20 protein-coding genes are annotated in these 25,910 nt (G+C 41.0%); 17 read left to right on the top strand and 3 right to left on the bottom strand.

All coding sequences use genetic code 11. The features are described from left to right. Positions 1 to 40 precede the first annotated feature (40 nt). Both mnmE and O3636_RS09700 read right to left on the bottom strand, forming a co-directional pair. Positions 41 to 1,414: a tRNA uridine-5-carboxymethylaminomethyl(34) synthesis GTPase MnmE gene (gene mnmE, locus O3636_RS09705; RefSeq protein ID WP_371642908.1), complete on the bottom strand. Its 1,374-nt coding sequence runs from the start codon at positions 1,412 to 1,414 to the stop codon at positions 41 to 43. A gap of 135 nt (positions 1,415 to 1,549) precedes the next feature. Next, complete coding sequence (locus O3636_RS09700) at positions 1,550 to 1,732, bottom strand: 4-oxalocrotonate tautomerase (protein ID WP_001117401.1); 183 nt, start codon at positions 1,730 to 1,732, stop codon at positions 1,550 to 1,552. Positions 1,733 to 1,855: 123 nt separating this feature from the next. Here O3636_RS09700 and O3636_RS09695 point away from each other — a divergent pair, with 123 nt between their 5' ends. The 10 genes from O3636_RS09695 to O3636_RS09650 all read left to right on the top strand — a co-directional run bounded on the left by O3636_RS09695 (position 1,856) and on the right by O3636_RS09650 (position 10,946). Further along, positions 1,856 to 2,446 carry a thymidine kinase gene (locus tag O3636_RS09695; protein ID WP_000068143.1) on the top strand — a complete coding sequence of 197 codons (591 nt, stop codon included), beginning with the start codon at positions 1,856 to 1,858 and terminating at the stop codon, positions 2,444 to 2,446. Continuing rightward, the gene (prfA, locus tag O3636_RS09690; RefSeq protein WP_173218343.1) at positions 2,443 to 3,522 is read left to right on the top strand and encodes a peptide chain release factor 1; all 1,080 of its coding nucleotides are present in this window, start codon (positions 2,443 to 2,445) and stop codon (positions 3,520 to 3,522) included. The genes O3636_RS09695 and prfA overlap by 4 nt, the downstream gene beginning before the upstream one ends. Further along, on the top strand, positions 3,522 to 4,358 hold the full coding sequence (gene prmC, locus O3636_RS09685) for a peptide chain release factor N(5)-glutamine methyltransferase (protein WP_173218345.1): 837 nt from the start codon (positions 3,522 to 3,524) through the stop codon (positions 4,356 to 4,358). The genes prfA and prmC overlap by 1 nt, the downstream gene beginning before the upstream one ends. After that, the gene (locus O3636_RS09680; protein ID WP_173218347.1) at positions 4,342 to 4,944 is read left to right on the top strand and encodes an L-threonylcarbamoyladenylate synthase; all 603 of its coding nucleotides are present in this window, start codon (positions 4,342 to 4,344) and stop codon (positions 4,942 to 4,944) included. Before prmC ends, O3636_RS09680 begins: the two co-directional genes overlap by 17 nt. 1 nt (position 4,945) lies before the next feature. Then, on the top strand, positions 4,946 to 5,377 hold the full coding sequence (locus tag O3636_RS09675; protein WP_173218350.1) for a GNAT family N-acetyltransferase: 432 nt from the start codon (positions 4,946 to 4,948) through the stop codon (positions 5,375 to 5,377). Positions 5,378 to 5,438: 61 nt separating this feature from the next. Then, a complete protein-coding gene (glyA, locus tag O3636_RS09670; RefSeq protein WP_371642902.1) occupies positions 5,439 to 6,695 on the top strand; it encodes a serine hydroxymethyltransferase in 1,257 nt (418 codons plus the stop codon). Between the two features lie 7 nt (positions 6,696 to 6,702). Continuing rightward, on the top strand, positions 6,703 to 7,677 hold the full coding sequence (locus O3636_RS09665) for a nucleoid-associated protein (RefSeq protein WP_050224330.1): 975 nt from the start codon (positions 6,703 to 6,705) through the stop codon (positions 7,675 to 7,677). Then, positions 7,677 to 8,291, top strand: coding sequence for a cell wall hydrolase Pmp23 (pmp23, locus tag O3636_RS09660; protein WP_371642900.1), 615 nt, complete (start codon positions 7,677 to 7,679; stop codon positions 8,289 to 8,291). Before O3636_RS09665 ends, pmp23 begins: the two co-directional genes overlap by 1 nt. A gap of 73 nt (positions 8,292 to 8,364) precedes the next feature. Beyond that, a complete protein-coding gene (locus O3636_RS09655) occupies positions 8,365 to 9,339 on the top strand; it encodes a DUF1002 domain-containing protein (protein WP_001227769.1) in 975 nt (324 codons plus the stop codon). A 215-nt stretch (positions 9,340 to 9,554) separates the two neighbouring features. Then, positions 9,555 to 10,946, top strand: coding sequence for an amino acid permease (locus tag O3636_RS09650; RefSeq protein ID WP_173251703.1), 1,392 nt, complete (start codon positions 9,555 to 9,557; stop codon positions 10,944 to 10,946). A 28-nt stretch (positions 10,947 to 10,974) separates the two neighbouring features. Here O3636_RS09650 and O3636_RS09645 read toward each other — a convergent pair whose 3' ends face one another. After that, on the bottom strand, positions 10,975 to 11,223 hold the full coding sequence (locus O3636_RS09645; RefSeq protein WP_261012733.1) for a hypothetical protein: 249 nt from the start codon (positions 11,221 to 11,223) through the stop codon (positions 10,975 to 10,977). 153 nt (positions 11,224 to 11,376) lie between these two features. Between O3636_RS09645 and adcAII the strand changes: the two genes are divergently transcribed. The 7 genes from adcAII to O3636_RS09610 all read left to right on the top strand — a co-directional run. Continuing rightward, entirely contained in the window at positions 11,377 to 12,294 is a 918-nt protein-coding gene (gene adcAII / locus O3636_RS09640) for a zinc-binding lipoprotein AdcAII (RefSeq protein WP_000744916.1), read from the top strand. A gap of 7 nt (positions 12,295 to 12,301) precedes the next feature. Then, a complete protein-coding gene (locus O3636_RS09635) occupies positions 12,302 to 15,415 on the top strand; it encodes a pneumococcal-type histidine triad protein (protein ID WP_261012735.1) in 3,114 nt (1,037 codons plus the stop codon). Positions 15,416 to 15,798: 383 nt separating this feature from the next. Beyond that, positions 15,799 to 16,470 (top strand): CPBP family intramembrane metalloprotease, encoded by a 672-nt coding sequence (locus tag O3636_RS09630; protein WP_261012736.1) that lies wholly within the window; start codon positions 15,799 to 15,801, stop codon positions 16,468 to 16,470. A gap of 129 nt (positions 16,471 to 16,599) precedes the next feature. Continuing rightward, positions 16,600 to 19,875: an ATP-dependent nuclease subunit B gene (rexB, locus tag O3636_RS09625; RefSeq protein ID WP_371642932.1), complete on the top strand. Its 3,276-nt coding sequence runs from the start codon at positions 16,600 to 16,602 to the stop codon at positions 19,873 to 19,875. Then, positions 19,872 to 23,522, top strand: a complete 3,651-nt coding sequence (gene addA / locus O3636_RS09620) for a helicase-exonuclease AddAB subunit AddA (protein WP_371642897.1) — start codon at positions 19,872 to 19,874, stop codon at positions 23,520 to 23,522. Before rexB ends, addA begins: the two co-directional genes overlap by 4 nt. A 17-nt stretch (positions 23,523 to 23,539) precedes the next feature. Beyond that, entirely contained in the window at positions 23,540 to 24,718 is a 1,179-nt protein-coding gene (locus O3636_RS09615) for a hypothetical protein (RefSeq protein WP_261012739.1), read from the top strand. A 241-nt stretch (positions 24,719 to 24,959) separates the two neighbouring features. Then, positions 24,960 to 25,910, top strand: a 951-nt coding sequence (locus tag O3636_RS09610) for a YSIRK-type signal peptide-containing protein (protein ID WP_371642895.1), incomplete at its 3' end; no start/stop codon positions are given.

Raw genomic sequence — 25,910 nt, 5'->3', positions numbered from 1 at the left:
CAATAAAATCCATGATCGAATGAAAGATCATGGATTTTTCTTATTTTCCTAAACAGAATTGGCTAAAGAGCTGGGTTATGAGTTCATCAGGAGCAGCATCTCCAGTGATTTCACCGAGGATTTCCCAAGTACGAGTTAAATCCACTTGAAGTAAATCAACTGGCATACCTAGTTCAAGACCTTCATTAACAGCTTGTAGGCTTTCAACTGCTTTTTCAATCAGGGAAATGTGACGGGCATTTGACAAGTAGGTAGCATCTTGCTCTACAAGACCAGCATTTTCAAAGAAGAGGTTGTTAATGCGCTCTTCAATCTTATCGATGTTTTGGTTTTTAAGGACGGAAATACGGATGACGTCTTCAGGTAGTTCTGAAGTTTCAATCGCTTCAGGCAGGTCAGTTTTGTTAAGAAGAATAATGCGATTAGTCTCCTGACTGATTTCTAGGAGTTGGCGGTCTTGGGCGGTTAGTGGTTCACTGGCATTTAGCACCAGTAGAACCAAGTCAGCTTCCTTGAGGGCTTTTTTCGAACGCTCAACTCCGATTTGTTCCACGATGTCATCCGTTTCACGGATACCAGCTGTATCAATCAATTTGAGAGGAACACCATTGATGTTGACGTATTCTTCGATGACATCTCGAGTAGTACCAGCAATGTCTGTAACGATAGCCTTATCCTCACGCAAGAGGTTGTTGAGGAGGCTGGATTTCCCAACGTTTGGACGTCCGATGATGGCTGTTGAAATTCCCTCACGGAGGATTTTACCGCGGCGGGCTGTCCTAAGGAGATTGGTTAGCAATTGCTCAAACTCCATAGTCTTCTCTCGGACAACAGCAGTAGTGGCTTCCTCAACATCGTCGTACTCAGGATAATCAATATTGACCTCGACTTGGGCAAGTGTATTGAGGATTTCTTGACGGGTATTATTGATAAGATCAGAAAGAGAACCATCTAATTGTTTGACCGCAATGTTCATGGCCTTGTCTGTCTTGGCGCGGATGATGTCCATAACGGCTTCAGCCTGAGTCAAGTCAACACGTCCATTTAGGAAGGCACGTTTGGTAAATTCACCAGGTTCTGCCAACCGAGCTCCTTCACGAATAGCTAGCTGGAGAATTTCATTGGTCACCGCAATCCCACCGTGGGTGTTAATCTCGATAATATCCTCACGAGTGAAGGTTTTTGGAGACTTCATAGCTCCAACCATAACCTCGTCCATGACTTTACCAGTCAGAGGATCAATAATGTGACCGTAGTTGAGAGTGTGGCTGGCAACCTTGTTCAAGTCTTTTCCTTTAAAAATCTTTTGGGCAATAGCAAAACTGTCTGTTCCGCTCAGGCGGACAATACCAATAGCCCCTTCACCTAGTGGAGTAGATATAGCAGCGATGGTATCAAATTCACGTGTAATCATAATATTTCCTTTAATTAATAGCTCTTTTCTTGGAATATTCCAAGTCTCTTTTCAAATTGTAACAAATTTGAACTATTTCTTCAATGGATGCTACTTGGAGATTGAAAAAGCCTAAGCAATTCTGCTTAAGCTAGCTTATTTGGTGCGCATTTCCCCTTGTGGGAAGTAAGTTCCTTCTGGCATATCGTTGATGATGACATGGACAGCAGATTGAGGGGCTCCAGTGTTGCGAACAACCGCTTCCGTTACTTCCTTAGCAAGAGCTTTCTTTTGCTCGAGCGTGCGTCCTTCAAATAAATCGATGCGTACAAATGGCATAATAGCTTCCTCCACTAGTTTTTGATTTCTTCTATTTTACCACATTTTGCCGTTTAAAGCTTAAGAAAATTATGATATACTAGAATGTAGCAAAAATTTAGAAATGGACGTGAAGCAAGAAACATGGCACAGTTGTATTATCGTTATGGGACCATGAACTCTGGAAAGACAATCGAGATTCTCAAGGTGGCCTATAACTATGAGGAGCAAGGAAAAGGTGTTGTGATTATGACCTCGGCTCTGGATACGCGTGACGGTGTTGGCTATGTGTCGAGTCGAATCGGTATGAAACGCCCTGCCCTTGCGATTGAGGAGACGACGGATATCTTTGGCTATATCCGAGATTTACCAGAAAAACCTTACTGTGTGTTGGTCGATGAAGCCCAGTTTCTCAAGCGTCACCATGTTTACGATCTAGCTCGTGTTGTTGATGAGTTAGACATACCTGTCATGGCTTTTGGCTTGAAAAATGACTTTCGCAATGAACTGTTCGAAGGTTCCAAGTATCTCTTGCTCTTAGCAGACAAGATTGACGAAATCAAGACCATCTGTCAGTATTGTAAGAAAAAGGCGACTATGGTTTTGCGAACACAGGATGGACTGCCCGTTTATGACGGTGAGCAGATCCAGATTGGTGGTAATGAAACCTATATCTCGGTTTGCCGTAAACATTATTTTGCCCCTGAAATCAATAAGGAGAATGAAGAAAAATGAACATCTATGATCAACTACAAGCTGTAGAAGACCGTTATGAAGAATTAGGAGAGTTGCTCAGTGACCCAGATGTCGTCTCAGACACCAAGCGTTTCATGGAGCTTTCCAAAGAAGAGGCTTCTACTCGTGATACGGTAACAGCCTACCGTGAGTACAAACAAGTCCTTCAAAACATCGTTGATGCTGAGGAGATGATTAAGGAATCAGGTGGCGATGCGGACTTGGAAGAAATGGCCAAGCAAGAACTCAAAGATGCCAAGGCTGAAAAAGAAGAATACGAAGAAAAACTGAAAATCTTGCTCCTTCCTAAAGATCCAAACGATGACAAGAATATCATCCTTGAAATCCGTGGCGCGGCTGGTGGTGACGAAGCAGCACTTTTCGCTGGAGATTTGCTAACCATGTACCAAAAGTATGCGGAAGCCCAAGGCTGGCGCTTTGAAGTTATGGAAGCCTCTATAAACGGTGTCGGTGGTTTCAAAGAAGTGGTTGCTATGGTTTCTGGTCAGTCTGTATACTCTAAACTCAAGTACGAATCAGGTGCTCACCGTGTGCAACGTGTCCCTGTGACAGAAAGCCAAGGCCGTGTTCATACTTCGACAGCGACAGTTCTTATTATGCCAGAAGTGGAAGAGGTTGAATACGACATTGATCCAAAAGACCTTCGTGTCGACATCTATCATGCCTCTGGTGCTGGTGGACAGAACGTCAATAAGGTTGCGACTGCCGTTCGTATCGTTCACTTGCCAACCAATATCAAGGTTGAGATGCAGGAAGAACGTACCCAGCAGAAGAACCGCGAGAAGGCTATGAAGATTATCCGTGCGCGTGTTGCTGACCACTTTGCTCAGATTGCACAAGACGAACAAGACGCTGAGCGTAAGTCAACAATCGGTACTGGTGACCGTTCAGAACGGATTCGTACTTATAACTTCCCACAAAACCGTGTCACAGACCACCGTATCGGCTTGACTCTCCAAAAACTAGATACGATTTTGTCTGGTAAATTGGATGAGGTTGTGGATGCCTTGGTGCTCTATGACCAAACACAAAAATTAGAAGAATTAAACAAATAATGAAATTAGCTCAATTATTTTCAGATTTTGAAGAAGAGTTGATAAGACAAGGAGAGGAAGCTGAAAGCCTCTCTTTTGTCTATCGTAGCCTGAAAAATCTATCTTTTACGGACTTTGTTTTTGCCCTCCAGCAGGAAGTGACGGAAGAGGAAGAAGTATTTGTAAAAGGAATTTTCCAACAGTTAGCAGCTCATAAACCGGCACAGTACATCATTGGACAGGTAGATTTTTATGGATTGCAGTTAAAAGTTGATGAGCGAGTATTGATCCCTCGTCCAGAAACAGAGGAGTTGGTGGAGCTTATCCTGGCTGAAAATCCTGAGACGAATCTTTCAGTTCTGGATATTGGAACAGGTAGTGGAGCTATTGCTCTCGCTCTAGCAAAAAACAGACCAGATTGGTCAGTGACAGCAGCAGATATTTCCCAAGATGCTTTAGATTTAGCTAACGAAAATGCTAAAAATCAAAATCTTCAAATATTTTTAAAAAAATCTGACTGTTTTACAGAAATTTCTGAAAAATATGATATAATTGTTTCCAATCCACCCTATATCTCTCGTAAAGATGCGTCAGAGGTCGGCTTGAATGTCTTGCATTCGGAGCCTCATCTAGCTCTCTTTGCAGACGAGGATGGCCTAGCTATTTACCGTAGAATTGCGGAAGATGCAAAAGACTATCTCAAAGATGGTGGTAAGATTTACCTTGAAATTGGATACAAGCAAGGTCAAAGTGTTCCTGAACTTTTTAGGAAACATCTTCCTGAACAGCGAGTTCGAACACTCAAGGACCAATTTGGTCAAGATAGGATGGTCGTGATTGATGATGGACAGGATTAGACAAGAGTTGGAAAATGGTGGAGCTGTCGTTCTACCTACAGAGACAGTTTACGGTCTTTTTGCCAAGGCTCTAGACGAAAAAGCAGTTAATCATGTATACCAGATTAAACGTCGTCCCAGAGATAAGGCACTTAATCTCAATGTTGCCTCTTTAGAGGATATCTTGCACTTTTCAAAGAATCAGCCAACTTATCTACAAAAGCTTGTCGAGACCTTTTTACCGGGTCCCTTGACCATTATTCTCGAAGCCAATGACCGAGTTCCCTATTGGGTCAATTCTGGTCTTGAAACTGTGGGATTTCGGATGCCCAGTCATCCTATCACGCTGGATTTGATTAGAGAGACGGGGCCCTTGATTGGACCGTCTGCCAATATCTCAGGTCAGGCAAGTGGGGTAACCTTTGAACAAATTCTGAAGGATTTTGACCAAGAGGTGCTGGGTCTGGAAGACGATGCTTTTCTAACTGGACAAGATTCGACTATTATAGATTTGTCTGGAGACAAGGTGAAAATCATACGCCAAGGGGCGATTAAGCGAGAAGATATTCTTACTCGGTTGCCAGAGATTTCTTTTGAGGAGGAATGAGATGCTCAGAAATTTAAGAGAAACTGATGTGAAAGCTATATGTGATATCAACCAAGAGGCTTTGGGCTATTCTTTTAGTTCAGAGGAAACGGCTAGCCAACTAGCTAAACTGTCTCAGGATTTACATCATTTCTTACTTGCTTATGAGAATGAAGCTAGTCATGCCTTGCTTGGATATGTCCACGCTGAGGTCTATGAATCACTTTATTCTAAAGCAGGATTTAATATTTTAGCCTTAGCAGTTTCACCTCGAGCGCAAGGTCAAGGTATTGGTAAAAGCTTATTACAAGGGTTGGATCAAGAAGCAAAAAGACGTGGTTATGGGTTTATCCGCTTAAACTCTGCCGATCATCGTCTGGGTGCTCATGCATTTTATGAAAAAGTTGGTTATACTTGTGATAAAATGCAGAAACGGTTTATTCGCATCTTTTAGTTTGATTTTCCAATAAGAAAATTAAACTAATGGACTAGTCACACAATAAAGGAGAAGACCTATGATTTTTGACAAAGATGATTTTAAAGCATATGATGCTGATCTCTGGAATGCTATTGCCAAAGAAGAAGAACGACAACAAAACAACATTGAGTTGATTGCTTCGGAAAACGTAGTTTCCAAGGCTGTTATGGCAGCTCAAGGGTCTATCTTGACGAATAAATACGCCGAGGGTTACCCAGGACACCGTTATTATGGTGGAACGGATGTAGTAGATGTGGTAGAATCTCTAGCCATTGAACGCGCAAAAGAAATTTTCGGCGCTAAATTCGCTAATGTCCAACCTCACTCAGGCAGCCAAGCCAACTGTGCGGCTTACATGGCCTTGATTGAGCCAGGTGATACCGTTATGGGGATGGATTTGGCAGCAGGTGGACACTTGACCCACGGAGCTCCTGTTAGCTTCTCTGGTCAAACCTACAACTTTGTTTCTTACAGTGTTGACCCTGAAACGGAACTCTTGGATTTTGATGCTATCTTGAAACAAGCGCAAGAAGTAAAACCAAAATTGATCGTAGCAGGTGCTTCAGCCTATTCTCAAATTATCGAATTTTCAAAATTCCGTGAAATTGCAGATGCTGTTGGGGCTAAGCTCATGGTAGATATGGCCCATATTGCTGGTTTGGTGGCGGCTGGTCTACACCCAAGTCCAGTGCCATACGCTCACATCACCACAACAACAACCCACAAAACCCTTCGAGGCCCTCGTGGTGGTTTGATTTTGACCAATGATGAAGATCTAGCTAAGAAGATCAATTCAGCTATTTTCCCAGGTATTCAGGGTGGTCCTTTGGAGCATGTTGTGGCTGCTAAGGCTGTTTCCTTCAAAGAAGTTTTGGATCCAGCCTTCAAGGAATATGCTGCTAATGTAATCAAAAACAGCAAGGCTATGGCAGATGTCTTCTTGCAAGACCCTGATTTCCGTATTATTTCTGGCGGGACTGAAAACCATCTCTTCCTAGTGGATGTGACTAAGGTTGTAGAAAACGGAAAAGTTGCTCAAAACTTGCTGGATGAAGTCAATATTACCCTAAATAAAAACTCAATTCCTTACGAAACCTTGTCACCATTCAAGACAAGTGGGATTCGTATCGGATCTGCAGCCATTACTGCACGTGGATTTGGTGAAGAAGAAAGTCGCAAAGTGGCTGAATTGATCATTAAAACTCTTAAGAATGCAGAAAATGAGGCTGTCTTAGAAGAAGTGAGAAGTGCAGTCAAAGAATTGACAGATGCCTTCCCATTATACGAGGACTAAAACGTTTATGGACATTTATATTAAGAAAGCCATTATTCACCAGTTCAGTCCGGATGATACCGAGCTGTTCCTAGCGGATAAGTTTCTCAATATTACTCCAAAAATCGAAGAATACTTGCGTAAAAAAATTGAACGTGTGTATTCAGATGAAGCTAAGACTGGGATTTTCGAGGAAGAAAATCCCTTCTTCAATCATATCACAGATGATTTGTTGGAGACATCAGTAACACTGGCTAATCTCTGGAAAGAAGAGTTCAGTATTTCTGAAAACCTCAAGACCAATGACTTGATTTTTGTGCAATTTTCTAAAGAAGGCGTGGAACATTTTGCTTTCTTACGAATTGCCCTGCGGGAGACCTTGACCCACCTCGGTGGAGAAGTTGATAATCCAATCAAGCTAACTCAGAATAACCTACCTGGATTTGGAACAGGAGCTGATGAGGCCTTGGTAGTCAATCTCCAGAGTCGCAAGTATCACCTGATTGAAAAACGAATCAAGTACAACGGGGCTTTTTTGAACTATTTTTCAGAAAATCTTCTTGCCGTCGCCCCTAAGATTTCACCCAAGAAATCCATCAAGGAACTGGAAAAGACAGCCCAGAGAATTGCCGAATCTTTTAATACAGATGATTTTCAATTTCAATCTAAGGTAAAATCAGCGATTTTCAACAACTTAGAAGAAAGCAATGAATTGTCGCCTGAGAAATTGGCCAATGACCTTTTTGACAATAATCTGACTGCTCGTTTGAGCTTTATTGACCAAGTCAAAGAAGCCGTACCAGAACCAGTTCAATTTGATGAAATTGATGCCAGTCGCCAATTAAAGAAATTTGAAAATCAAAAACTCTCCTTGTCAAATGGAATTGAACTCATCGTTCCCAATAATGTCTATCAAGACGCCGAGTCTGTCGAGTTTATTCAAAATGACAATGGAACCTACTCTATCTTAATCAAAAATATCGAGGATATCCAAAGTAAATAATGTTTAAACGAATTCGAAGAGTGCTTGTACTAGCAGTCTTCCTTTTTGCTGGCTATAAAGCTTACCACGTTCACCAAGATGTCAAACAAGTCATGACCTATCAACCCATGGTGCGAGAAATTTTGAGTGAAAAAGACACTCCAGCAAACGAAGAGCTTGTGCTCGCTATGATTTATACCGAAACAAAAGGAAAAGAAGGCGATGTTATGCAATCTAGTGAGTCTGCCAGTGGTTCCACCAACACCATCAATGATAATGCCTCTAGCATTCGGCAAGGCGTTCAAACTCTGACAGACAATCTCTATCTGGCCCAGAAAAAGGATGTAGATGTCTGGACGGCTGTTCAAGCCTATAATTTTGGACCTGCCTATATCGATTTTATCGCCCAAAATGGCAAGGAAAATACCTTGGCTCTGGCCAAACAGTACTCTCGTGAGACTGTTGCCCCCTTGCTTGGTAATACCACTGGAAAGACTTATAGTTATATTCACCCCATTTCCATTTTTCATGGTGCCGAACTCTATGTAAATGGAGGAAACTATTACTATTCTAGACAGGTGCAACTCAACCTTTACATCATCAAATGTTTCACTCTCTTTTCGACATCTGGCTAGCCCAGGTGTTTTTGTTATAAGTTTTCTTTAAGATAGATATATTACTCTAGAAAGGTAAAGGAGGGAATTCCCTATGAGAAAGAAACTCTTTCTGACCAGTGCTGCGGTCTTGTGGGCAGTAACAGCTATGAATAGTGTCCATGCAGCAACAGATGTGCAAAAAGTCATCGATGAAACCTATGTCCAACCTGAATATGTCCTAGGTTCATCCCTATCTGAAGACCAAAAAAATCAAACCCTTAAAAAACTGGGCTACAATGCCTCAACAGATACCAAAGAACTCAAGACTATGACACCTGATGTCTATTCTAAAATCATGAATGTGGCCAATGACTCTAGTTTACAGTTGTATTCATCAGCCAAGATTCAAAAACTAGGTGACAAGTCGCCACTTGAGGTCAAGATTGAAACACCAGAAAACATCACTAAGGTGACGCAGGATATGTACCGCAATGCGGCCGTAACTTTGGGTGTGGAACACGCCAAAATCACTGTAGCCGCCCCCATTCCAGTTACAGGTGAGAGTGCTTTAGCAGGGATATACTATTCTCTAGAAGCTAATGGAGCCAAGGTGCCACAAGCCAACAAAGATTTGGCTCAAGAAGAGCTAAAGGCTTTGTCAGATATCAATGCTGAAAACAAGGACAAATCAGGCTATGATGCTAATAAATTAAACGTTGCCCTAGCCGATATCAAGTCAGGACTTGCCAAAGCTAAAGAAAGCAAGGGAAATCTGACAGAGGAAGATGTCCGTAAAATCGTTGAAGATACCTTAAAAAATTACAAACTTGATCAGGTTATAACAGGAAACCAGATCAATATCATCATCAATTTTGCTTTAAATCTCTCAAAAAGTGATATCCTCAGCAATGCAGACTTCACTAAAACCTTGAATGACCTGAAACAAAGTATTGTTTCACAAGCTGGCGACAGTTTTAAAAATATCAACCTTAACTTTGATGCTGATAAGGCGCTAGAGGACGGCGGGAACTTTTTAAGCTCCCTCTGGCAAGCCATTGTCAACTTCTTCAAGAGTTTTGGTTCTTAATACTCTTCGAAAATCAAATTCAAACCACGTCAACGTCGCCTTGCCGTACTCAAGTACAGCCTGTGGCTAGTTTCCTAGTTTGCTCTTTGATTTTCATTGAGTATAAGCTATTACAAAAAGGTAGTCAGATTTTTTCAGAAAAATGTTTTATAAATATTCACAAATCTCCTATATTTATGGTAAAATAGAATCATCATTTTATTTTGGAGTCAAAGATGAATATATTTAGAACAAAAAATGTTAGTTTAGATAAAACGGAGATGCATAGGCATTTGAAGTTATGGGATTTGATTTTGCTGGGTATTGGAGCCATGGTAGGGACAGGTGTCTTTACAATTACAGGTACTGCAGCTGCAACTCTAGCGGGTCCAGCCCTAGTGATTTCAATCGTGATTTCTGCCTTGTGTGTGGGATTATCAGCCCTCTTTTTTGCAGAATTTGCTTCGCGAGTACCTGCTACAGGTGGTGCCTACAGTTATCTCTATGCTATTTTAGGAGAATTCCCAGCCTGGTTGGCTGGTTGGTTAACCATGATGGAGTTCATGACAGCCATATCAGGCGTAGCTTCGGGTTGGGCAGCTTACTTTAAAGGCTTGCTCTCTCAATACGGGATAGCCCTTCCTCAGGCTTTAAATGGTACCTTTAATCCTCAAGCAGGAACATTTGTTGATTTATTGCCTATTCTTGTCTTGGTATTGGTGACCTCGCTTGTTTTACTTAATGCTAAAGCAGCCTTACGCTTTAATTCTATTCTAGTGATTCTGAAATTTTCCGCTTTAGCTCTCTTTGTTTTAGTAGGAATTTGGCATATTAAACTTGATAATTGGAGCAATTTTGCTCCTTATGGTTTTGGACAAATCTATGGTGCTAGTACTGGTATTATGGCTGGTGCGTCCTTGATGTTCTTCGGTTTTTTGGGATTTGAATCTATTTCTATGGCTGTAGATGAAGTCAAGACTCCTCAAAAAAATATTCCTAGAGGGATTGTCTTATCGCTTTCTATCGTAACCATTCTTTATGCCTTGGTGACGCTTGTCTTGACTGGTGTGGTTCACTATAGTCATCTAAATGTCGACGATGCCGTTGCCTTTGCCCTTCGCAGCGTTGGGATTAGTTGGGCAGCTAATTATGTGTCATTGGTGGCTATCTTGACCTTGATTACGGTTTGTATCTCGATGACTTATGCCCTATCTCGTATGATTTACAGTTTAGCGCGTGACGGCTTGATGCCTGCTGCCTTTAAAGAACTGACCAAAACAAGCAAGGTACCAAAAAATGCTACTATCTTGACCGGTCTAGCTTCAGCAGTAGCAGCAGGAATGTTCCCTCTTGCTAGTATCGCAGCCTTCTTAAATATTTGTACCTTGGCCTACTTAATCATGCTGGCTTATGGTCTGATTCGCTTACGGAAAGAAAAAGGAATGCCCAATGCTGGAGAATTTAAAACACCATTGGTACCCTTATTACCGATTTTATCAATCATCATTTGTTTATCATTTATGTTGCAGTATAATATGGAAACTTGGATTGCTTTCCTAGTTGCATTGTTGATAGGAAGTATCATTTACTTCACTTATGGTTATAAGCATTCTACCATAGAAGAATAATACTCTTCGAAAATCTCTTCAAACCACGTCAGCTTCGCCTTGCCGTATATATGTGACTGACTTCGTCAGTCTTATCTACAACCTCAAAACAGTGTTTTGAGCTGACTTCGTCAGTTCTATCTACAACCTCAAAACAGTGTTTTGAGCTGACTTCGTCAGTTTCATCTACAACCTCAAAAACATGTTTTGAGCTGACTTCGTCAGTTCTATCTGCAACCTCAAAGTCGTGCTTTGAGCAGCCTGCGGCTAGCTTCCTAATTTGCTCTTTGATTTTCATTGAGTATATAAAGTGAGAATCTGTTGAGTTGTTGAAACTCAGCAGATTTTTATATGTGAAAGAAATTTCAATTTTTTTCTTAAAATAGCTTGACAGATTAAATTTTTAGGAGTAGAATGTTTACCAGTTAATTAAATAGTTAAGGGGTTATCCATGAAAAAACAAAGTTTATTTTTAGTATTGTTAAGTGTCTTTCTTTTGTGTTTAGGAGCTTGTGGTCAAAAGGAAAGCCAGACAGGGAAAGGGATGAAAATTGTGACCAGTTTCTATCCTATCTACGCTATGGTCAAGGAAGTATCTGGTGACTTGAATGATGTTCGGATGATTCAGTCAAGTAGCGGAATTCACTCCTTTGAACCTTCAGCAAATGATATTGCAGCCATTTATGATGCAGATGTCTTTGTTTACCATTCTCATACGCTCGAATCTTGGGCAGGAAGTCTGGATCCAAATCTAAAAAAATCTAAAGTGAAGGTTTTAGAGGCTTCAGAGGGAATGACTTTAGACCGTGTTCCAGGGCTAGAAGATGTGGAAGCAGGGGATGGAGTTGATGAAAAAACGCTCTATGACCCTCACACTTGGCTAGATCCTGAAAAAGCTGGCGAAGAAGCTCAGATTATCGCTGATAAACTTTCAGAGGTGGATAGTGAGCATAAAGAAACTTACCAGAAAAATGCGCAAGCCTTTATCAAAAAAGCTCAAGAACTGACTAAGAAATTCCAGCCTAAATTTGAAAAAGCGACTCAGAAAACATTTGTAACACAACATACAGCCTTTTCTTATCTAGCGAAGAGATTTGGACTTAATCAACTTGGTATTGCAGGCATCTCTCCTGAACAAGAACCAAGTCCACGACAACTTACAGAAATTCAGGAATTTGTTAAAACCTATAAGGTTAAAACGATTTTTACAGAAAGTAATGCTTCTTCAAAAGTAGCTGAAACTCTTGTCAAATCAACAGGTGTGGGGCTTAAAACTCTGAATCCTTTAGAGGCAGACCCACAAAATGACAAGACTTATTTAGAAAACCTGGAAGAAAATATGAGTGTTTTAGCAGAAGAATTAAAGTGAGGAAAGAATGAAAATCAATAAAAAATATGTAGCGAGTTCGGTGGCAGTCCTTGCCCTAAGTGTTTGTTCCTATGAACTTGGTCGGTATCAAGCTGGTCAAGTTAAGAAAGATTCTAATCGAGTTGCTTACATAGACGGTGATCAGGCTAGTCAAAAGGCAGAGAACTTGACACCCGATGAAGTCAGTAAAAGAGAGGGAATCAACGCAGAACAGATCGTCATCAAGATTACGGATCAAGGTTATGTGACCTCTCATGGAGACCATTATCATTACTATAATGGCAAGGTTCCTTATGATGCCATCATCAGTGAAGAACTGCTGATGAAAGATCCGAATTATCAGTTGAAGGATTCAGACATTGTCAATGAAATCAAGGGTGGCTATGTGATTAAGGTAGGCGGGAAATACTATGTTTACCTTAAAGATGCGGCTCATGCGGACAATATTCGGACAAAAGAAGAGATTAAACGTCAGAAGCAGGAACACAGTCATAATCATGGAGGCGGTTCTAACGATCAGGCGGTAGTTGCTGCCAGAGCTCAAGGCCGTTATACAACGGATGATGGTTATATCTTCAATGCCTCTGATATCATTGAGGACACGGGTGATGCTTATATTGTTCCTCATGGCAATCACTTCCACTATATTCCTAAGAGTGATTTGTCTGCTAGTGAATTAGCTGCTGCCCAAGCTTTCTTATCTGGGAAAGGTGGCCAATTAAGTACGGTTGAATATCGTTCAAGCAGAGCTGAAACAAGATCTAGTCTAAGAATGAGTCAATCTGAAACTCCTCAAGATTCTGCCAAAGCTCCGGAGAGCTCAAGTGAGGATTTAGCTAGTCTTCTTCAAGAATTGTACGCCTTGCCACTTAGCCAACGTCATGTGGAGTCTGATGGCTTGGTATTTGATCCAGCACAGATTACAAAACGTACAGCAAATGGTGTGGCAGTGCCTCACGGGGATCATTTCCATTTTATCCCTTATTCGCAAATGTCTGCCTTGGAAGAAAAATTGGCTCGAAATCTGCCAATTGGTGGTCAACCAGTTCAAGGTCATGCTGACAATCCGAAACCAAGCAGTACAGATAAACCAAGTTCAACGATTAAACCAAACTTTAATCTCAATACGCCAGCACCGAATAGAACAACTGGAGGCGCCTATACAACGGATGATGGGTATGTCTTTAGTCCGACAGATGTGATTGAAGATACAGGTGACGCTTTTGTTGTACCGCATGGCAATCATTTCCACTATATACCTAAGAGTGATTTGTCAGCAGGAGAATTGGCTGCTGCCCAAGCTTATTGGAATGGTAAACAGGGTTCTCATTCCGCTACAAGCTCAAGTAAACCAAGTAGTGATAATGCTAAACCAGTCCAACCAAGTTTGACAGAGACTCCAAACCTGACTGTCACCCCAACATATCATCAAAATCAAGGGGAAGATATCCCAACACTTTTAAGTGAATTGTATGCCAAACCTTTGTCAGAACGCCATGTGGAATCTGATGGATTAGTCTTTGATCCGGCACAAATCATCAAACGTACAGCTAACGGTGTTGCAGTGCCTCACGGAGACCATTATCACTTTATTCCTTATTCACAAATGTCTGATCTAGAGCAGAAGATTGCAAGAATGATTCCACTTCATTATAGTTCAAGTCATTGGTTACCATCGAAACCAAATCCAATCCCTGTTCCAGAGACTACCCCAGTACCAAGTTCACAACCTGTACCAAATCCTCAACCATCTCCAAGCAATCCAATTGATGAAAAATTGGTTAAACAGGCTGTTCGAAAGGTAGCTGATGGTTATGTCTTTGAAGAGAATGGAATTTCTCGTTATATTTCTGCTAAGGAACTTTCAGCAGAAACTATTGCAGCCATTGATAATAAACTTGCCAAACAAGAAAGTTTGTCTCATGTGTTAGGAGCTAAGAAAAGTACCATCCCTTCTAGTGAGCAAGAATTTTACAACAAGTTTTATGATTTACTAGCAAAAGTTCATCAAAATTTGATTTCTAATAAAGGGCGCCAAGCTGATTTTGACGCTTTGGATAAACTATTGGAACGTCTTAATGATGTTTCAAGTGATAAAGTCAAGTTAGTTGATGATATTCTTACCTTCCTAGCGCCAATTACCCATCCAGAGCGACTTGGCAAATCAAATGCTCAAATTGCTTATACGGACGATGAAATTAAATTAGCGAAATTAGCAGGTAAGTATACAACAGAAGATGGCTATATCTTTGATCCTCGTGATATAACGAGCGATGAAGGCGATGCCTATGTAACTCCGCATATGACTCATAGTCATTGGATCAAGAAAGAAAGTTTGTCTGAAGCTGAAAGAGCAGTAGCTCAGGCTTATGCTAAAGAGAAAGGTTTGACGCCTCCTTCAACAGATAATCAGGGTTCAGGAAATACTGAGGTTAAAGGAGTAGAAGCAATATATAATAAAGTGAAAGCAGCTAAAAAGGTTCCACTTGATCATATTCCTTACAATCTACAACATACTGTTGAAGTTAAAAATGGTAGCTTAATTATACCTCATTACGACCATTACCATAACATTAAATTTTCTTGGTTTGACGAAGGACTATATGAGGCACCTAAAGGTTATAGCCTTGAGGATCTTTTTGCGACTGTAAAATATTATGTTGAACATCCAAATGAACGCCCTCACTCAGATAATGGTTGGGGAAATGCCAGCGACCATGTTCGTAAAAATAAGGCAGACCAAGACAGTAAACCTGATGAAGATAAGGAACATGATGAAGTAAGTGAGCCAACTCGTCCTGAATCCAATGAAAAAGAGAATCACGCAGGTTTAAACCCTTCAGTAGATAATCTTTATAAACCAAGCACTGATGAAGACGAGACAGAGGGAGTAGCTAACGATACAACAGACGAAGCTGAAGTCCCTCAAGTAGAGACTGAAAAAGTAGAAGCCAAGCTTAAAGAAGTAGAAGATCTACTTGATGCAGTAACGGATGCTAGCTTGAAAAACAATGTGACAGAGAGCCTAGCTGGTTTACGAAATAATCTGAGTCTCCAAACCATGAATAATAATGGCATCATGGCAGAAGCAGAAAAATTACTTGCTTTGTTAAAAAGGTAGTGAGTCAGTTATGACGAAATCAGAAGTATAAATTTATCCTGTTAAATTAAAATGATGTAAGAGTCAGTAGCAATACTGGCTTTTATTTATCTTGCTCCGTAAGGTTCAGGCTAAATAAACCACCTGATTTTTTGGGAGCTTTGGATTCATTTAGGAGAAATCAATCTATATCCAAGGTTAGTAACTTAATTATAGGTCTTCCTTTGTTAGAGAAGATAATGGTAAAAGGGGAGGGGGTAATTGATTTTACAGTCTAGGATGTTTTGATGACAATTCATGATTTGAAGAGGATATTTTGTAAAGAGATGCTATACTAAACTTGTTATGCAGTTAAGTAAACCATTATATTCAATAATCTAGCCAAGGAAGACAGAGGATTTAATATGAAAAAACGAGCTATTCAGATTTTACTAGCATTATCCTTAATTTTTTACAACTCAACTTGGTTTTGGAGGCTTTTCAATCATCTCGCAAAGTCCTATCTACCAGCAAGTCGTGAATTTTTTCAGATTCTGCTTTTGATGGAGAGTGGTGTTCTTTTGTCAGCAGTCATCTATCTACTAGTTTTTGCAGGAAAGCAAACTTTTCATTTTAAATGGCAGCCGAGGTACTTTATCTACCTTTTACTGGGCTATATCATTTTGTATATGTCGGACTTCCTCTTTTCGTATTTCATATCCACGTCTTCAAATCAAATTTCTTTGAATGAAACGATAGAAATGATAGGGAGACAGGAATTACCCTATTTCTTGCTCATAGCTTGCTTCATCGGCCCTATTGCTGAGGAATTGATTTATCGCGGTGTGCTTATGACAACCTTTTTCAAAAACTCGCCTTGGTACGGAGATGTCTTGCTTTCTGCTATTATTTTCGGTTATATTCATATCAATTTCGCTTTAACTCCTCTTGCTTTTTTCATTTATGCTAGTGGAGGTCTCATTTTGGCTCTATTGTATCGCATGACTAAAAATCTCTACTATCCAATACTAGTTCATATTCTCATCAATATCACTGCTTTCTGGAATGTGTGGTTACTCCTATTTTCAGGAAGTTAGCTTACTAAAACAATGTCGGAACTTTCCGGCATTTTCTTTTCAATAGATGAGCAAGAACTGATTATTTTCAGACTTGGGTGGCTAATCATGGTATAATAAAAGGTAATGAAAAATTCCAACGAGGCAGAGATGAAATTACTTTATACTGATATTCGGACTTCTTTGACTGAAATTCTAACTAGGGAGGCTGAAGAGCTAGTTGCTGCTGGCAAGCGAGTCTTCTACATTGCCCCTAACTCTCTTTCATTTGAAAAGGAACGCGCCGTGCTGGAATGCTTGTCCCAGCAAGCTTCTTTTGCTATTACCGTCACGCGCTTTGCTCAAATGGCTCGTTATCTAGTTTTAAATGACTTGCCTGCCAAGACGAGTCTAGATGACATCGGTCTTGGGATGGCCTTTTACAAATGCCTTGCCGAACTTGATCCCAAAGACTTACGAGTATACGGAGCCATCAAGCAGGATCCTCAGTTTATCCAGCAGTTGATTGATCTTTACCACGAGATGACCAAGGCTCAGATGAGTTTTTTGGACTTGGAGAGTTTGACGGATGAGGACAAGAGGGCCGATTTACTCTTGATTTTTGAGAAGGTAACGGCTTATCTCAATCAGGGGCAGTTGGCTCAGGGAAGTCAATTGTCCCATTTGATTGAGGCTATTGAGAATGACAAGGTAAGTAGTAATTTTACTCAAATCGCTTTGGTTATTGATGGATTTACTCGTTTTTCTGCCGAAGAAGAGCGGATTGTGGACTTACTTCATGGCAAGGGTGTTGAGATTGTCATTGGAGCCTATGCTAGTAAGAAAGCCTATACTAGCCCTTTTAGCGAGGGCAATCTCTACCAAGCCAGTGTGGAGTTTCTCCATCATCTAGCTTCTAAATACCAAACACCTGCCCAGGATTGTTCTCAAACTCATGAGAAGATGGATAGCTTTGACAAGGCCTCTCGTTTGCTGGAGTCTTCTTATGACTTTTCAGAATTAACATTGGATGTCGATGAGAAAGACCGTGAAAACTTACAAATCTGGTCTTGTTTGACACAAAAGGAGGAGTTAGAGCTAGTAGCCCGTAGCATTCGTCAGAAATTGCACGAGAACTCAGACCTGAGTTACAAGCATTTTCGTATTCTCTTGGGGGATGTGGCCTCTTATCAGTTATCTCTCAAAACGATTTTTGACCAGTATCAGATTCCTTTCTATCTTGGTAGAAGCGAATCCATGGCTCATCATCCCTTGACACAATTTGTCGAGTCTATTTTAGCTTTGAAACGCTATCGTTTCCGTCAGGAGGATTTGATAAACCTTCTTAGAACAGGTTTGTATACCGACCTTAGTCAGGCTGATATTGATGCTTTTGAGCAATATATCCGCTATCTTGGTATCAATGGCTTGCCATCCTTTCAGCAGACATTTACCAAGTCCCACCATGGGAAATTTAATCTTGAGCGTTTGAATGCCCTTCGCCTGAGAATTTTAGAACCTCTTGAAACTCTCTTTGCCAGTCGAAAACAGAAGTCTGAAAATCTCTTGCAAAAGTGGAACTCTTTTCTAAAAGAAGGAGCTGTGACCAAGCAGTTACAAGATTTGACAGCCACTATGGAAGCTGTAGAACAGGAAAGACAAGCCGAAGTTTGGAAGGCATTCTGTCATGTTTTAGAACAATTTGCGACTGTTTTTGCTGGTTCACAGGTTAGTCTAGAAGACTTCCTAGCCTTGCTCCATTCTGGAATGAGTCTATCTCAATACCGTACCATTCCAGCGACAGTGGACACTGTCCTAGTGCAGAGTTACGATTTGATTGCGCCCTTAACAGCTGACTTTGTCTATGCCATTGGGCTGACTCAGGACAATTTACCAAAAATTGCGCAAAACACCAGTCTTTTGACAGATGAAGAAAGGCAAAACCTAAACCAAGCGACAGAAGAGGGGAGTCAATTGCTGATTGCCAGCAGTGAAAACCTCAAGAAAAATCGCTATACTATGCTTTCCTTGATCAATTCTGCGCGTAAGAAGTTGGTCTTGTCGGCTCCAAGCCTTTTTAACGAAAGTGAAAGTAAGGAATCTGCCTATCTTCAAGAGCTAGTCCATTTTGGATTTAGTCGAAAAGAGAAGAGGATGAATCACAAAGGGCTGTCTAAGGAGGATATGGGGTCCTATCACAGTCTTTTGTCCAGTCTGGTTGCCTATCACCAGCAGGGCGAGATGAGTGAGACTGAGCAAGATTTGACCTTTGTCAAGGTTCTGGCGCGTGTGATGGGTAAAAAACTAGACCAGCAAGGTCTGGAAAATCCAGCCCTCCCAACCAGTCCAAGCAGTAAGCAGTTGACCAAGGACACCTTGCAGGCTCTCTATCCAGCTGACAAGGAATTTTACCTGTCTACGTCTGGTTTGACGGAGTTTTACCGTAACCAATACAGTTATTTCCTCCGTTATGTTCTAGGCTTACAGGAAGAATTGCGCCTACGTCCAGATGCACGTAGTCACGGAAATTTCTTGCACCGTATTTTTGAACGCGCCTTGCAGTTGCCTGACGAAGATTCCTTTGACCACCGTCTAGAACAAGCTATTCAAGAAACCAGTCAAGAACGCGAATTTGAGGCTATTTATCAAGAAAGTTTGGAAGCCCAGTTTACCAAGGAAGTTCTGCTTGATGTAGTTCGGACGACTGGACATATTCTCCGACACAATCCAGTTATTGAAACCATAAAAGAGGAAGCGAATTTCGGTGGGAAAGAGCAAGCCTTTATTCAATTGGACAATGGACGCAGTGTCTTTGTACGAGGCAAGGTTGACCGCATTGACCGATTGAAAGCTGATGGAGCGATAGGGGTAGTAGACTACAAGTCCAGTCTGACTCAGTTCCAGTTTCCTCATTTCTTTAATGGGCTTAATTCCCAGCTGCCAACCTATCTAGCTGCCCTAAAAAGAGAAGGGGAGCAGAACTTTTTCGGAGCCATGTACTTGGAAATGGCTGAGCCTGTCCAATCTTTGATGGCAGTTAAAAGTCTGGCAGGTGCAGTAGTAGAAGCTAGCAAGTCAATGAAATACCAAGGGCTCTTTTTAGAAAAAGAAAGCAGTCATTTGGGTGAATTTTACAATAAAAACAAGGCAAATCAGCTGACGAATGAGGAATTCCAGCTCTTGCTGGACTACAATGCCCAACTTTACAAGAAAGCAGCTGAGAAGATTTTAGCAGGCCAGTTCGCTATTAATCCTTATACCGAAAATGGCAGAAGTATTGCACCGTATGTTCATCAACATCAAGCCATCACAGGATTTGAAGCCAATTACCACTTGGGTCAAGCCCGTTTCTTAGAGAAGTTAGACCTAGCTGATGGTAAGCGTCTGGTCGGAGAAAAGCTCAAGCAAGCTTGGTTTGAAAAAATAAGAGAGGAGTTGAATCGATGAAGCCTATTCCCTTTTTAACTGAGAAGGAAATTCAAAAATTGCAAGAAGCAGAAGCGCATTCGAATAAGGAACAAAAGAAAACTGCCGAGCAAATCGAAGCAATCTACACTTCTGGTCAAAATATCCTTGTTTCAGCATCGGCTGGTTCTGGGAAGACCTTTGTTATGGCAGAGCGCATTCTAGATCAATTGGCTCGTGGTGTCGAAATTTCTCAACTCTTCATCTCAACCTTTACCGTTAAGGCAGCCACTGAGCTTAAGGAACGTTTGGAGAAAAAAATCAGCCAACAAATCCAAGAAACCGATGACGTTGACCTCAAACAACACTTGGGTCGTCAGTTGGCTGATCTACCCAACGCTGCCATCGGAACTATGGACTCTTTCACACAAAAATTCCTTGGTAAACACGGCTATCTGATTAATATTGCGCCTAATTTCCGTATTTTACAAAATCAAAGCGAGCAACTCATCCTAAAAAATGAAGTCTTCCACGAGGTCTTTGAAGCGCATTACCAAGGTAAACAGAAAGAGACCTTTAGTCATCTGCTGAAAAATTTTGCAGGGCGTGGCAAGGACGAACGGGGTCTGCGCCAGCAGGTCTATAAAATCTATGACTTCCTCCAATCCACCAGTAATCCTCAGAAATGGCTGAGTGAATCTTTCCTAAAAGGATTTGAAAAAGCTGATTTTACCAGTGAAAAAGAAAAACTGACTGAGCAAATCCAGCAAGCCCTTTGGAACTTGGAAAGCTTTTTCCGTTACCATTTGGATAATGATGCCAAGGAGTTTCCAAAGGCTGCTTATCTAGAGAATGTTCAATTAATTCTGGATGAAATTAGCTTCTTAAATCAGAAGTCCGATAGACAGGCTTATCAGGCAGTGCTTGCGCGTGTTGTCGCCATCTCTAAAGAGAAAAACGGCCGAGCTCTGACAAATGCAAGTCGTAAAGCTGATTTGAAGCCATTGGCTGATGCCTACAACGAAGAAAGAAAGGCACAGTTTGCTAAACTAGGACAACTGTCAGACCAGGTAGCCATTCTCGACTATCAAGAACGTTATCATGAAGACACATGGGAACTAGCTAAGACTTTCCAAACTTTCATGAGTGATTTTGTGGAGGCGTATCGTCAGCGTAAACGTCAGGAAAATGTCTTTGAATTCGCTGATATCAGCCATTACACCATTGAGATTTTAGAAAATTTCCCGCAAGTTCGTGAGGCTTATCAGGATCGCTTCCACGAAGTCATGGTCGATGAGTATCAGGATACCAACCACATTCAAGAACGGATGTTGGAATTGCTGTCTAATGGTCACAATCGCTTTATGGTGGGGGATATCAAGCAGTCTATCTACCGTTTCCGTCAGGCAGATCCGCAGATTTTCAATGAAAAGTTCCAACGCTATGCACAGAATCCTAAAGAAGGCAAGTTGATTCTCCTCAAGGAAAATTTCCGTAGTAGTTCAGAAGTGCTGTCAGCAACCAATGATGTTTTTGCACGTCTCATGGACCAAGAGGTCGGCGAAATCAACTATGATAACATGCACCAGCTTGTTTTCGCCAATACCAAACTGACTCCCAATCCAGATAACAAGGCAGAATTTCTCCTCTACGATAAGGACGACTCAAATGAGGAAGAAGAGGGTCAGGCAGAAACGAAACTAACAGGCGAAATGCGCCTGGTCATCAAGGAAATCCTTAAACTTCATCAGGAAAAAGGTGTTGCCTTTAAAGAAATTGCCCTTCTGACCTCCAGCCGCAGTCGTAATGACCAGATTCTCCTCGCCCTGTCTGAGTACGGAATTCCTGTCAAAACCGATGGAGAGCAAAACAATTATCTTCAATCACTAGAAGTGCAAGTCATGCTAGACACCCTTCGTGTCATTCACAATCCTCTGCAAGACTACGCCTTGGTTGCCCTTATGAAGTCTCCAATGTTTGGCTTTGATGAAGACGAGTTAGCACGTTTGTCCCTTCAGAAAGCAGAGGATAAAGTCCAAGAAAATCTCTATGAAAAACTGATCAATGCACAAAAACTGGCAAGTAGTCAAAAAGGCTTGATTCACACAGCTCTAGCTGAGAAACTAAACCAATTCATGGATATCTTGGATTCTTGGCGCTTGTATACCAAAACGCACTCCCTCTATGACTTGATTTGGAAGATTTATAACGACCGTTTTTATTATGACTATGTTGGAGCCTTGCCAAATGGTCCTGCTAGACAGGCCAATCTCTATGCCCTAGCTCTGCGTGCTGATCAATTTGAAAAGAGCAATTTCAAAGGTTTGTCCCGCTTTATCCGTATGATTGACCAAGTTTTAGAAGCCCAGCACGATTTGGCAAGCGTGGCTGTCGCACCGCCAAAAGATGCAGTAGAGCTCATGACCATTCACAAGAGTAAAGGGCTGGAGTTTCCTTACGTCTTTATCCTCAATATGGATCAAGACTTTAACAAGCAAGACTCTATGTCAGAAGTCATTCTCAGCCGTCAGAATGGTCTTGGTGTCAAATATATTGCTAAAATGGAGACAGGAGCAGCGGAAGATCACTATCCTAAAACCATCAAACTCTCCATTCCTAGTCTGACCTATAGACAGAACGAAGAAGAATTACAGCTGGCAAGCTATTCTGAGCAAATGCGTCTTCTGTATGTTGCAATGACGAGGGCTGAGAAAAAGCTCTATCTTGTCGGCAAAGGTTCTCGTGAAAAGTTGGAAGCCAAGGAATACCCAGCAGCTAAAAATGGAAAACTAAATAGCTCTACTAGACTGCAAGCAAGGAATTTCCAAGATTGGCTTTGGGCTATCAGTAAAGTGTTTACTAAGGACAAGCTCAACTTTAGTTATCGCTTTGTTGGCGAAGACCAGTTGACTAGAGAAGATATCGGAGAATTGGAAAACAAGAGCCCTCTCCAAGCTAGCTCTCAAGCAGACAATCGTCAGTCAGATACCATCAAAGAAGCTCTTGAAATGCTAAAAGAGGTGGAAGTTTATAACACTCTTCACCGCGCAGCCATTGAACTTCCTAGTGTTCAAACCCCAAGTCAAATCAAGAAATTTTACGAACCCGTTATGGACATGGAAGGTGTCGAGATTGCAGGTCAAGGCCAGTCAGTAGACAAGAAAATTAGCTTTGATTTACCAGATTTTTCAAGCAAAGAAAAGGTAACAGGAGCTGAGATTGGTAGTGCTACCCACGAACTCATGCAGAGAATGGACCTCAGTCAGCGACCAACCCTTGCTAGCCTGACAGAAACTCTCAAACAAGTTCAAACTAGCCAAGCTGTCAGAGACAAGATTAATCTTTCGAAAATTCTTACATTCTTTGATACAGAATTCGGTCAGGAAATTCTCGCTAATACCAACCATCTCTATCGCGAGCAACCCTTCTCCATGCTCAAACGAGACCAAAAGAGTAAGGAAGACTTCGTTGTCCGTGGTATCCTTGATGGCTATCTACTTTACGAGGATAAAATCGTTCTGTTCGACTATAAAACAGACCGCTATGATGAACCAAGTCAACTCGTAGACCGCTATCGTGGTCAGTTAGCCCTATACGAAGAGGCTTTATCACGAGCCTATTCGATTGAAAATATTGAAAAATACTTGATTTTACTGGGTAAAGAAGAGGTTCAAGTTGTAAAAGTATAATCTAGAAAGGAGACCCCATGACACTTCCAGTTAGAAAATCCCTGCATGATGCGGTTTTACAGGCTTCAAAATCTGATACTTGGGAACAAGCTACCAAGGAATGGAATGAAGTTTCCTTGATTTTTAACGGTATCGGCCGTAGCAATTGTGTCTGTGGGAATGCCATCAAGTACGCCTACGAACTCTTTAATGGTGTCACAGGCCAACGTCTCTTTCCGATTGGTAGCGACTGTGTTCGTCATTTTCATCGATTGACCCTTGACCAGCAACTAGAAGAGGAAGAAAAATTGCTCAGAAAGGTTGAAAATCTGACCAGAAAAGCCCAGAAAAAGGAAAAAATCAAAGTTAACAAAAGTGACTTTGACGAACGTCTTCTAAAGTGGCTCTGGGAAAAAGGTGTTTTTAAACCCAATCGTGGCAATCAGTTCTCACCTGAAAGAGACTACCAGCTCTTCCTAGAAGTCTTTCAAGGAGGAAGTTGGACCAAGGCGGAGCCAAAGAAAAAGGCTCGGATGGAAGAAGTCCTTGAAAAGTGTATCAAACCCTTTTTACTTGGGAAATCGGATGACCAACTCTACCTTGTCAAACTAGGCAAGGAGAAAATTGACTACGAACAAGAACTCCGTATCCAAGCAGAGAAAGAGCGCAAGAAGAGGGATAAAATCGCCAAGCAGTATGCAGACAATCTGGTTCTAGCAATGGGACCAGCAGAGCGTGCCTATCAAGATTACTTTGGCTTTACAGAAACCCTAACCCAAGAAGAACGCAAGTGGGAGAAAATTCTTTTTGGTAAAAATCGAACAGAACGGGCTATCAAGGCCAAACAATACCAAAAAGAGCTGGAAAAAGACCAACGAATTGCCAGTCAGGATCCAATTGAGAGAAAGCAGAAGCAGACCTGGCTTCTCAATTCCTATTTTCGTGAGCTTCCTGAAGAAAAATCCCGATTTGCTCGGCTTTTATTAGCATATCGAAAAAGTGGTGAAGTACCCTTTTCAACCGCATACCTGTCAGATCCTCTCATCGACTTTTTCTATAAAATGAAAGCCTTTGAGTTTGAAATCGCACCAGAACAAGTCCGAGACTTTTTAAAAGAAAGCCTTCAGACAGAACATCTATCCTCAGCACAAGAAAGCTGGATAGAAGGAATTCTCCTCAACTGCGTCAAACCATTTTTAGAACGATTAATGATATAAGTAACACCTACCGTGGAAATTCCATGGTAGGTTACATTTTATCCAAAAAGAGAAAATAGGAAATGGCAAACCTTGCTCCTTTGTATTTTATATATAAAACAAAGTATGAAAGCGTAACTCAATTTTAAGACTTTTTTGTAAATTAAGAGTATAATTAAAGTATGTTACCTTTTTATAAGATAACAGCTAATATAATAAAGTTTGCCTTACATATTTTTAAATTTTATTTCAAGGAGGAATGATGGAAAAGTATTTTGGTGAAAAACAGCAGCGTTTTTCATTTAGAAAATTATCAGTAGGACTTGTATCTGCAACGATTTCAAGTTTATTTTTTATGTCTGTATTAGGTAGTTCATCTGTAGAGGCTCAAGAGACTAAAGGTGTTCACTATAAATATGTGACAGAGTCAGAGTTATCATCAGATGAAAAGAAGCAGCTTGTCTATGATATTCCGACATACGTGGAGAATGATGATGAGACTTATTATCTTGTTTATAAATTAAATTCCCAAAATCAACTGGGGGAATTACCCAACACTGGAAGTAAGAATGAGATGCAAGCCCTAGTTGCTGGTGCTAGCTTAGCTGCTCTGGGAATTTTAATTTTTGCCGTCTCCAAGAAAAAGGTTAAGAATAAAACGGTATTACATTTAGTATTGGTTGCAGGAATAGGAAATGGTGTCTTAGTTTCAGCCCATGCTTTAGAAAATCATCTTTTGCTAAATTACAATACTGACTATGAATTAACTTTAGGAGAGAAATTACCTCTTCCTAAAGAGATTTCAGGTTACACTTATATTGGATATATCAAAGAGGGAAACATAACTTCTGAATTTAAAGTAAGCAATCAAGAGAAATCAGTAGCTACTCCCAAAAATCAACAAAAGGTAGATTACAATGTTACACCAAATTTTGTAGAGAATCCATCAAAGGTACAAACTATTCAGGAAGAAAAACCTGTTTCTTCAACTAAGCCGACAGAAGTTCAAGCAGCGTTGCCGGAAACAGGCGTAACAGATAAAGGTGAACCTGAAGTTCAACCAGCTTTACCAGAAGCTGTAGTAACCAACAAAGGCACACCAGAAGTCCAACCTGCATTGCCAAAAGCAGTTGTAAGCGATAAAGACAAACCAGCAGTTCAACCTACGTTACCTGAATCAGTTGTAACCGATAAAGGCGAGTCTGCAATTCAG

This window comes from Streptococcus sp. 27098_8_76 (assembly GCF_041432315.1).
Classification (GTDB): domain Bacteria; phylum Bacillota; class Bacilli; order Lactobacillales; family Streptococcaceae; genus Streptococcus.
Note: the sequence above shows the minus strand (reverse complement) of the source record. Positions and strands in the feature narration are given on the sequence as shown.